Genomic DNA, 9,174 nt, shown 5'->3' with positions numbered 1-9,174 from the left:
GTCACCGTCAGCTTCTCGATCGAGATCTGGCCGGGATCGAAGGGCGACGACGGGCGTATCGCCCAGTCGACCGTGCCGTCGGCGGCAATGTCGATCGTCGCCTTCGGCCGCACCAGCCGCATGTCGAAGATCAGCACCTCGCCGCTCAGGAAGGGCGCCAGTTCCGCATCCATCGAAAAGGTCTCGACGGTCATTGCCGGCTGGCCGCCAGGACCGCCGGCAACGGTGACGTTCGAGAAGGTCACTGAGGGAAACGGCAGCAGCCTTGCCGTCGCATCGCCCTGAACGGTTACCTTGCGGCCCAGAATGGCGCTCGCCTCGCGCTCGAAATCGGCACGGTAGCCGGTCCAGTCGATATAGTACGGCACCACCAGCGCCGCACACAGCACCAGCACGAAAAGGCCACCGAAGATCACGAACAGGCGTGCGAGCATCAGCTCCGAAGCAGTTGATTGAAATCAGCCGCACTCTACCCGCATCCGCGTGTCGATAAAGTGGCAATTTCTCAAACCGGCCGGCATCCGGCGCGCGGAAACTCAGCGTGCGTCGCGCTTTGCCTGCGCCACCTTGGCCGCCTTGCGCTGTCGGCCGAGTTCCATCGGCCGAACCAGGTTCGGCGCCCTCTGGTTCACCACCGCCCGCATGCCTTTGTGCGCGGTGCGCGTGTTGAACTCGGGACCGTCTGCCGCAGCGCCTTGCTTCATGGACAGCACCTTGCGTGCATTCTCGACCAGCGAAACACGCGCCGCCAACTGGCGGCGGCGTTCGGCCTCGCCATTGAGCCGCCGCATGGCCATCGCCAGAACCTCGAGCTTCAACTGCGAACCTCCGTCGGCCTTCGAGGCGACGGCTCCTTTTGGCGCACCCTTGCCGCGTATCTCGCGGCGGCGGCGATGCGCCTCGCTCTGCGCCTTGTCGCGCCGCTCCCGCAACAGCTTGACCAGGCCGGCAAGCTCAGCGTCGGCAAGGCCCTGCACCGCCGGGTGATGCGACTTCTCGACCAGCCCGTGCTCGTCGGCGCTTAGTGCCCGCGCCTCTTCCTTGCGTGAAATCGCCATGACACCATTCCTCCGTGACGCCTGCCTGCCTCAAACCTCATGTGGAGTCTCGATCCAAATGCTGGTGCGGTCAAGCCGAGCACCATTTCGATCTTCATTCACTATGCGGCGGGCAGTATCTTCCCAGGGTTCATAATGTTCTGCGGATCTAGCGCCTGCTTGATCGTGCGCATGATGTCGACGCCATGGCCGAGTTCGTGGCGCAGGAACCCGACCTTGCCCTGGCCGATGCCATGCTCGCCGGTGCAGGTTCCATCCATGCCGATCGCCCGCATGTTCAGCCGCGCTACGAATTCTTCCGTCTGCGCGATTTCCTTCGGGTCATCCGCGTCCATCAGCACCAGCACGTGGAAATTGCCGTCGCCGGCATGGCCGACGATCGGCGCAATCAGCCCCATTTTGGCAATGTCGGCCTCGGTTTGCGTGACGCATTCGGCAAAGCGCGAGATCGGCACGCAGACGTCGGTCGACAGCCCCTTGGCGCCCGGCCGCAGCGTCAGTGACGACCAGTAGGCGTCGTGCCTGGCCTTCCACAGTTTTGTCCGCTCCTCGGCGACGCTGGTCCACAGGAACGGGCCGCCGCCATATTCCTCCGCGATCGCGCCGAAGGTCTCGGCCTGTTCGGCAACACCGGCGTCGCTGCCGTGGAATTCGACGAACAGGCATGGGCTTTCGGGATAGTCGAGCTTCGAATAGCTCTTCATCGCCCGCATCTGCAGCGCGTTAACCAGTTCGATGCGCGCCACCGGGATGCCCATCTGGATCGTCGCGATCACCGCGTTGCAGGCCGCCTCGACGCTGGGAAACGGGCAGACGCCGCCGGAAATCGCCTGCGGAATGCCCTGCAGCTTCAGAGTCAGCTGGGTGATGATGCCGAGCGTGCCTTCCGAGCCGATCAGGAGCCGCGTCAAATCGTAGCCGGCCGAGCTCTTTTTTGCGCGTTTGCCGGTCGTCACCGTCTCACCGTCGGCCATCACCGCCGTCAGCGACAACACGTTCTCGCGCATCGTGCCGTAACGCACCGCATTGGTGCCCGATGCCCGCGTCGCCGCCATGCCGCCAAGCGATGCATTCGCGCCCGGATCGATCGGAAAGAACAGGCCGGTGTCGCGCAGGTACCGGTTGAGATCCTCGCGCGTCACACCGGGCTCGACCGTGCAATCGAGATCCTGCGGATTGACCGCGAGGATGCGGTTCATCCGCGACGTGTCCAGCGAGATGCCGCCACCCGGGGCGTTGGTGTGACCTTCGAGCGAGGAGCCGACGCCGAAGGCGATCACCGGCACGCGGTGCGAGGCGCAGGCCGACACGATCTCCTGCACCTCCGCCGTCGTCTCCGGAAATGCCACGCCATCCGGCGCCTGGGTCGGAATGTAGGTGGTGGTATGCGCGTGCTGGGCGCGGATCGCCTCGCCGGTCTGGAACCGCTCGCCCAGCCGCTGCTTGAGGATGCCGAGCACGGCGGCGATCCCTTCTTCATTGCGCTCGACCGGATTGAGGTCGCTCAGAGCCATCGATTCCTCCGCGAATGGACCAGCGCCCACTCTCGTTATTCATTTATGGATGCGTAATCTCACCAACCACGCTCTGTCCAGCGAGAAGGAAGTTTTCGATGCCCATCCCCGCCCCCTTCGTCTCTCATGCCATGGTCATCGAGAAGGACTGGATCGACTACAACGGCCATCTCAACATGGCCTATTACAACGTGCTGTTCGATCGCTGCTCCGACGAAGCGTTCGAAATGATGGGAATGGGGATGGAGGAGTATGTGAAGCAGCGGCGGCTGACCATCTACACGGCCGAAGTCCATGTCTGCTATGTCAGGGAGCTGCATCTCAACCACAAGGTCATAGTCTCCTTCCAGCTCCTCGATCACGACGAAAAGCGGCTGAGAGCCTATCAGGAAATCCGCCATGTCGACGGTTGGCTCGCTGCCACTTCCGAATCGCTGTCGCTGCATGTCGACATGTCCGGACCGAAAGTGGCGCCCTTTCCGGCCGATGTGCTGGCCAAAATCGAGGCCATGCGCGCCGCTCATGCCGCGCTGCCGATGCCGGAGCGCGCCGGCCGTTCGATCGGCATCAAGGCGCGCCGCGGTTAAAGATGTTCCGAGGGCATGCTAAGCCGTTGTTTTCATGCGTGTCGTTGCCCTAAAGCCACTATCCGCTGTTGACTGACAGCCATTCGTCGCAAGCTGGCTTGAACCGCGACCCGACCGCCGTTAACCTTACCGAGGTTTTAACGTGAACAAGCCGAATTGAGGCGTTGAACGACTCAGTACGGCGGTCGAAAACCGTCCCTATCGAGTTGCGATACGGGCGGCTGGGCGGAAGCGGTTCGGGGAACGTGCATGAAAACCGACATCAAGGTCGAGGCGGACAGGCTGGCGGCCGACCCACGCATCAGCGACTATGATTTCTGGCGCTCGCTGAAGAACCTCAACAACGAGATCTTTCACATCGCCAACAACAACGAGCCGATCCCCTTCGCCATGATCCGCTGGCGCGCCATACTGAAACAGGCGCGCTCGAAACGCGGGCATGCCTGACCGGAAGTCACGCCGAGCCTAGCACTGCCCCTTTCCTGAGAATCAAGCCGGCCCCTTAAGCGCCCCCAGCGGCGAACGCGCCACCACCGGTGACGACTGGATGATCGCGGTGTTGGTCATCGCAAACGGAATGATGCGGTCGATCACCCGTTCGAGCTCGGCCACCGAGCCGACATGCGCCAGCGCGATGAAACAGTCCTCGCCGGTCACCCGGTCGCACTGGGCGATTTCCGGCAAGTCGCGGATGATCTCGGCCACCATAGCCAATTGTCCCGGCACCGGCCTGATCCGCAGCCATGCCGACAACTTCATGCCGAGCGCGGCCGGGTTGATACGCACCGTATAGGCCTCGATCACCCCGCTCTCCTGCAGTCGCCGGATGCGTTCGGCCACGCTCGGCGCCGACAGGCCGACCGAGCGCGCAAGTTCGGCGGTGCTGGTGCGCGCATCCTTTTCCAGCAGGCGCAGGATTTTCAGATCAGCCGCATCCAGGTCGGCATTTTCGCTTCGAAGGCGTTTCAACCAAAACTCCTTGGCATTGGGAAACCAATGGCCTCTTTGGCTGATCATTATCCATATAAACCGCAAAGATTGCCTGCGATAATGATCGCATGGAAGATCGAGCACAAGCCCCCGCAGCAATGCCTTCCCTCGCCGGCCCGGCCTTTGGCAAGCTGGCGACCTCCCTGCCGCCGCATGTCTGGTTCGGGGTCAGCGCGGTGTTCCATTATCTCGGGCCGGCGTTCGCCGTGCTGCTTTTCCCGCATGTCGGCGTGCTCGGCATGGCGTGGCTGCGCATCGCCAGCGCCGCCCTTGTCTTCGCGCCGCTGACCCGGCCGTGGACGGTCTTTGCCCGCGCCGACCGGCCGACACGGCTGCTGCTTCTCGCCTTTGGTGCTTGCCTCGGCGCGATGAATTGCTCCTTCTACCTGGCGCTCGACCGCTTGCCGATCTCGCTGGTCGCAGCGATCGAATTCGTCGGCACCATCGGCGTCGCGCTGGTCGGTGTCAGAAGCCCGCGCAATCTCGGCGCGCTTGCCGTCGCCGTCACCGGCACCTTGCTGCTGATCGACGTCAAATGGTCAAGCGACCCAATCGGCCTGTTCTGGGCCTTCCTCAACGGCGCGCTGTTCGTTGGCTACATCGTGCTTGGCCACCGCATCGCCCGCGCCGGCGCCGGCGACGGCATAGCCGGCCTGGGTGCCGCCATGGCGGTCGCCTTGCTTATCGTGCTGCCGATCGGCTTCACCGATGCGCTGCCGGCTTTCTCGGCGCCGCCGCTGCTCATCGCCGCCATCGGCGTCGGCATCTGCTCGTCGGTCATCCCCTATATCTGCGACCAGCTTGCCATGTCGCGGCTGCCGCGATCGAGCTTCGCGCTGATGCTGTCGTTGCTGCCGGTCACCGCCACGCTGATCGGCGTCATTGTGCTTCGCCAGATACCCAGCCCCACCGATTGCCTCGGCATCGCGCTGGTAGTGGCCGGCGTCGCTTTTCACAAACCGGCAAATACCTGATCAGGCAAGCTTTTCCCGGAGGAAAGTGCTCGTCCGGCCCCAGGCGAGATCCGCCGCGTTCTTGTCGTAGCGAGCCGCTGATGTGTCGTTGTTGAAGGCATGATTGGCGCCTTCATAAACGTAGATCGTGTACTCGACCTCGGCTGCATCGAGTTCCTTCCTGAAGGCGTCGATGCCGGCATTGATGCGGGTGTCGAGCCCGGCATAATGCAGCAGCAGCGCCGCCTTGATCTTCGGCACGTCCTCGGCCTTCGGCTGCATGCCGTAATAGGCGACGGCGGCAGCCAGATCCGGCGCGTTGGCAGCCAGTGTGTTCACCGTGCCGCCGCCCCAGCAGAAGCCGACCGCACCGACCTTGCCGTTGCCATCCGCGTAGCCCTTGAGGAAAGCGACCGTTGCGACCGCATTGGCGATGGTCTGTGCCGGATCGAGCTTGGAAAACTGGTCACGCGCCTTGTCTTCGTCGGCCGGCGTGCCGCCGAGCGGCGACAGGAAGTCCGGGGCAAGCGCCACGAACCCTTCCAGCGCCACGCGCCGAGCCACATCGCGTATATGCGGGTTGAGTCCCCTGTTCTCATGCACGACGATGACGGTGCCTAGCTTGCCGGACTGGCCGGCCGGCTTGACCAGATAGCCCTTCATCTCGCCACCGCTGCCGGGGTAGCTGATGTCCTCTCCCGTCACGCGTGAATCGTCCTCGGCAACGATCGCCGCCCGGGCCGAATTCGCTGCCAGCAGTGGTGCGATTGCGGCGGCCGCCGCACCTGATCCGGCAAGCCTGGTCAACTGTTCCATGAAGCGCCGCCGGTCGAGCGTCAGATGCGTGTATTCGTCATAGGCGTCGATCATCGCCTGGGTAATGGCGGGTCTCGTGACGGCTGGGCTGGTAGGGCTCGGTTTCGTCATGGCGCTCTCCTCGGCTTCGGGAAATCCTCCCGCCGCGCAACATAGGGTAGAAGCCGGCATGGTCCAGTCACGGATAGGTGAGACGGCGGCCACAACATGGCCGATGGCCGGCAAAGCGATTTCTTTCAATACCGTGTACCCCTGCGATGCTCGAAGGGGCCATAAGTCTTTGAACAGGCGTATAGAAATTGCGCATAGCAGGCCCCGAAAATCGATTTCCGGTTTTCCCGGCTGATACTGTAGGATGCCCAAGGGGACATCCGTAAGCTTGCGGCTATGTCGAGCTTGGGGTGGGGCATGCTGGCATACAAAGTGGGGAAATGGCGCACGCTCGGGCTGATGGCCCGTTTCGCGGTCGAGCCGCTGACGGCAGCGCGTAACGCGCATCGCGCCTTCGGCCTTTTCATCCGCGCTGACTACCCGCACTCGACCGCGGCAAAGCCGCGCCGCGTCTTCATGATCGCCGATGCCGAGCTCTACAAGACCATGCTGTCCGATACCGAGACTTGGCGCAACGTCCAGATCAGTGCGACCAGCAAGAGGTCGGGCGCCTCACAACGCCTGTCCTACGGCATGACGAGACTGCGCGGCGAACGTCATGAGCACTATCGCAAACTTTTCGCACCGCCGCTGAAGCGACCAGCCGTCATGGCGATGAGCCCTGAGATGGCGCGGATCGCCGCTGAACAGGTCGCGAGTTGGCCGCTCGGCGCCGCCTTTCCGCTGACAGAGGCCGCAAAGACGATGGCCAAGCATTTGGCGATCGGCCTTCTCTTCGGCGACGACCACCGGCGCGCCATGCCGATCGCCGAGATGATTGCGCGGGCGATGCAGGCGAGCTGGATCGTCCCCACTCCCGCTTTCTTCCGCTGGCTCCGCGAGGCCGAGAGTCAGGAACGCGCCATCCTTTCCTGGGCGGAGGAAAAGCGCGGCAACAAGGACGCGCAGGACATCCTGTCGATCCTCGTCAACAACACCGACGAGGCGGGCAAGCCACCCTCGGTCGAACTGATCGGCGGCATCGTCAGCTTCGTCTTCGGCGCTGCCTATGACACCTGCCAGAACGCGCTGGCCTGGACCGTGATCCTGCTCACCCAACATCCGGACGCCATGGCAGGACTGGTCGCGGAGATCGACGCGGCAACCGACGGCGGGCCTGCGACAATGGACCGGATCGGCACGCTGCCGCTGCTCGACGCAACGATCAGGGAAGCGATGCGGCTTTTCCCGCCCGTGCCCTTGCAGATGCGCAGGGCGACCAGGACGACGATACTGGGCGCAGAGCCGATTACCCGCGGCGATCTGGTGTTGATCAGCGCCATGACGATCAACCGCGATCCATCGCTCTATCCCGATCCCGACAGCTTTCGGCCGGACCGCTGGGCCACAATCCGGCCATCGCCGTTCCAGTACACGGTTTTCGGCGCAGGCGGCCACATGTGCCCCGGCGTCACGTTTGGCCTGCAGATGATGAAGATCGCGTTGGCCACCATCCTGTCGAAGCGCTCGGTAGAGCTGTCGCCGGCAGCGCGGATCGCCTACCGCACCAGAGTAACCCTGGCGCCGATCGGCAAGGTCGACGTAGTCATACGCCAGCGCGGCGAGGCTGCCCGTTCGGGCCGGGCGACCGGCCGGTTCCGCGAGCTCGTCGTGATCCCGGCACTGACATAGGAAACTGCCAATGGCCGCACAGCAGAAAATGATCCGCATCTACGACCGGGTCATGAAGAGCAGCAAGCAGCGCCGCTACTACGGCGGCAGCGGATTCTACAATTTCGGCTACTGGGCGACGGGCGCCGCGTCGCAGCGCGAAGCCAGCGAAGCGCTTGTCGACATGTTGCTGGCGCGGTTACCGAAGAAGGGCGACCGCATCCTCGACGTCGCCTGCGGCCTCGGCGCATCGACGAAACGCTTGCTGCTGTCCTATCCGCCGGAGGTCGTCACCGCCATCAACATCTCCGCCGCCCAGGTTGCGACGGCGCGCCAGAACGCTCCCGGCGCAACGGTGCTGCAGATGGATGCCGTCAAGCTCGCCTTCGCCGACGAGAGCTTCGACGCGGTCATCTGCGTCGAGGCGGCCTTCCATTTCGATACGCGTGCGGCTTTCGTCGCGGAAGCCTTCCGCGTGCTCAAGCCCGGCGGGGCGCTGGTGCTGTCCGACATCCTGTTTCGGGGCTTCACCTCTGCAATCTCTGACCGCCTTGGCGTGCCGAAGGCCAATCTGGTCGCTGACATTGCTTCCTACCGGTCGCTGTTCGGCGTGGCCGGTTTTCAGGACGTCAAGGTAGAAGACGCCACCGACAATTGCCTTGGCGGCTTCCGCCGCAGCCTCGTCGCGTGGCCGGCGTCGGAACGGGCGAAAGGCACCATGAGCCTGAAGTCCAGCCTCGGCACCGCCATCGTCTGCCGGCTCATCGCTGGTTATTTCGGCGCTGTCGCCAAGGCCTATCTGCTGGTCTCGGCGCGAAAGCCGTAACGCGATCGCGCCAGGCCGTCATCACTTTCTTGTAATTGGTGGCAAATCTTGACGATCCTGACACAATATAAAGGAAAGCTGTAGGTGGTGACCTCGCTTACCTCTGCTGGCTCTGACAAGAAGGAAAACACCGATGACCTTCCCCACCCCGATCCTCGCAAGCATATTCGCGCTTGCCGCCGCCGTGCTGGCGCTGCGTTTCGCCGCCTTCGCTGCCACCAAGCGATCGATGATCAAGGTCCGCAGCAACCGACGTCGGCCTGCCGATGGCCGCTCGAAGACCAGCGACTGAAACCCGAGGCTGAGGGGAAATCATGGACGTCCAGAATATCGTCGACGCCGTCTCCCAGAAAGCCGGCCTTGACCAGCCAACGACGGAAAAGGTCGTTGGCATCATTTTTTCGGTGCTCGAGCACGAGGCGGAAGGCACGACCCTGTCCAGCTTCTTCGCCAAGATCCCGGGAGCCGATGGGCTGGCCCAGAAATATGATGTCATGGCTCCCGGCGCGGCCTCCGGTGGAGGCCTGCTGTCGTCGCTGCAGGGCGCGCTGGGCGGTGTTCTCGGCACCAAGACCGGCGCGCTGGTCAACGGCGTCGCGGCGCTCGAATCGTCGGGCCTCAACATGGCGCAGATCCGCCAGGCCGGCACGACGCTGATCCAGCAGGCCG

12 protein-coding genes are annotated in these 9,174 nt (G+C 63.6%); 7 read left to right on the top strand and 5 right to left on the bottom strand.

Annotated features, from left to right (window positions below; all coding sequences use genetic code 11):
* The 3 genes from E5W87_RS27105 to E5W87_RS27095 all read right to left on the bottom strand — a co-directional run.
* Positions 1 to 434 (bottom strand): AsmA family protein (locus tag E5W87_RS27105; RefSeq protein WP_292404651.1); only part of this gene is annotated, 434 nt, incomplete at its 3' end.
* Positions 435 to 536: 102 nt separating this feature from the next.
* On the bottom strand, positions 537 to 1,058 hold the full coding sequence (locus E5W87_RS27100) for a hypothetical protein (RefSeq protein ID WP_292404649.1): 522 nt from the start codon (positions 1,056 to 1,058) through the stop codon (positions 537 to 539).
* Between the two features lie 101 nt (positions 1,059 to 1,159).
* Positions 1,160 to 2,572: an FAD-linked oxidase C-terminal domain-containing protein gene (locus E5W87_RS27095; protein WP_292404647.1), complete on the bottom strand. Its 1,413-nt coding sequence runs from the start codon at positions 2,570 to 2,572 to the stop codon at positions 1,160 to 1,162.
* A gap of 98 nt (positions 2,573 to 2,670) precedes the next feature.
* On the opposite strand from E5W87_RS27095, the gene E5W87_RS27090 reads away from it, so the two are divergent.
* Together E5W87_RS27090 and E5W87_RS27085 are read left to right on the top strand one after the other, a co-directional pair.
* Positions 2,671 to 3,159 (top strand): thioesterase family protein, encoded by a 489-nt coding sequence (locus E5W87_RS27090; RefSeq protein WP_292404644.1) that lies wholly within the window; start codon positions 2,671 to 2,673, stop codon positions 3,157 to 3,159.
* 249 nt (positions 3,160 to 3,408) lie between these two features.
* Positions 3,409 to 3,606, top strand: a complete 198-nt coding sequence (locus E5W87_RS27085; protein ID WP_008876617.1) for a hypothetical protein — start codon at positions 3,409 to 3,411, stop codon at positions 3,604 to 3,606.
* Between the two features lie 42 nt (positions 3,607 to 3,648).
* Here the strand turns inward: E5W87_RS27085 and E5W87_RS27080 are convergent, their stop codons facing one another.
* Positions 3,649 to 4,128: an Lrp/AsnC family transcriptional regulator gene (locus tag E5W87_RS27080; RefSeq protein ID WP_292404622.1), complete on the bottom strand. Its 480-nt coding sequence runs from the start codon at positions 4,126 to 4,128 to the stop codon at positions 3,649 to 3,651.
* 89 nt (positions 4,129 to 4,217) lie between these two features.
* On the opposite strand from E5W87_RS27080, the gene E5W87_RS27075 reads away from it, so the two are divergent.
* Positions 4,218 to 5,123, top strand: a complete 906-nt coding sequence (locus E5W87_RS27075) for a DMT family transporter (protein ID WP_292404619.1) — start codon at positions 4,218 to 4,220, stop codon at positions 5,121 to 5,123.
* Here the strand turns inward: E5W87_RS27075 and E5W87_RS27070 are convergent, their stop codons facing one another.
* Entirely contained in the window at positions 5,124 to 6,029 is a 906-nt protein-coding gene (locus E5W87_RS27070; RefSeq protein ID WP_292404617.1) for a dienelactone hydrolase family protein, read from the bottom strand. It abuts the gene before it with no gap.
* 297 nt (positions 6,030 to 6,326) lie between these two features.
* Here E5W87_RS27070 and E5W87_RS27065 point away from each other — a divergent pair, with 297 nt between their 5' ends.
* The 4 genes from E5W87_RS27065 to E5W87_RS27050 all read left to right on the top strand — a co-directional run.
* Positions 6,327 to 7,700 (top strand): cytochrome P450, encoded by a 1,374-nt coding sequence (locus tag E5W87_RS27065; protein ID WP_292404615.1) that lies wholly within the window; start codon positions 6,327 to 6,329, stop codon positions 7,698 to 7,700.
* Positions 7,701 to 7,710: 10 nt separating this feature from the next.
* Positions 7,711 to 8,505 carry a cyclopropane-fatty-acyl-phospholipid synthase family protein gene (locus E5W87_RS27060; RefSeq protein ID WP_292404613.1) on the top strand — a complete coding sequence of 265 codons (795 nt, stop codon included), beginning with the start codon at positions 7,711 to 7,713 and terminating at the stop codon, positions 8,503 to 8,505.
* A 133-nt stretch (positions 8,506 to 8,638) separates the two neighbouring features.
* The gene (locus E5W87_RS27055) at positions 8,639 to 8,797 is read left to right on the top strand and encodes a hypothetical protein (RefSeq protein ID WP_292404611.1); all 159 of its coding nucleotides are present in this window, start codon (positions 8,639 to 8,641) and stop codon (positions 8,795 to 8,797) included.
* 22 nt (positions 8,798 to 8,819) lie between these two features.
* The coding region (locus E5W87_RS27050; RefSeq protein ID WP_292404609.1) for a hypothetical protein at positions 8,820 to 9,174 on the top strand (355 nt) is incomplete at its 3' end.

The sequence above is a fragment of the Mesorhizobium sp. genome, from assembly GCF_004962925.1.
GTDB lineage: Bacteria > Pseudomonadota > Alphaproteobacteria > Rhizobiales > Rhizobiaceae > Mesorhizobium.
The sequence above is the reverse complement of the archived record's forward strand: the minus strand, read 5'-3'. Positions and strand labels throughout refer to the sequence as shown.

Bases quoted from the DNA above. Each gene is read 5' to 3' on its own strand.
- E5W87_RS27070 (WP_292404617.1), bottom strand. From the start codon at position 6,029: ATGACGAAACCGAGCCCTACCAGCCCAGCCGTCACGAGACCCGCCATT.
- E5W87_RS27065 (WP_292404615.1), top strand. From the start codon at position 6,327: ATGCTGGCATACAAAGTGGGGAAATGGCGCACGCTCGGGCTGATGGCC.
- E5W87_RS27095 (WP_292404647.1), bottom strand. From the start codon at position 2,572: ATGGCTCTGAGCGACCTCAATCCGGTCGAGCGCAATGAAGAAGGGATC.
- E5W87_RS27075 (WP_292404619.1), top strand. From the start codon at position 4,218: ATGGAAGATCGAGCACAAGCCCCCGCAGCAATGCCTTCCCTCGCCGGC.
- E5W87_RS27100 (WP_292404649.1), bottom strand. From the start codon at position 1,058: ATGGCGATTTCACGCAAGGAAGAGGCGCGGGCACTAAGCGCCGACGAG.
- E5W87_RS27085 (WP_008876617.1), top strand. From the start codon at position 3,409: ATGAAAACCGACATCAAGGTCGAGGCGGACAGGCTGGCGGCCGACCCA.
- E5W87_RS27055 (WP_292404611.1), top strand. From the start codon at position 8,639: ATGACCTTCCCCACCCCGATCCTCGCAAGCATATTCGCGCTTGCCGCC.
- E5W87_RS27060 (WP_292404613.1), top strand. From the start codon at position 7,711: ATGGCCGCACAGCAGAAAATGATCCGCATCTACGACCGGGTCATGAAG.
- E5W87_RS27090 (WP_292404644.1), top strand. From the start codon at position 2,671: ATGCCCATCCCCGCCCCCTTCGTCTCTCATGCCATGGTCATCGAGAAG.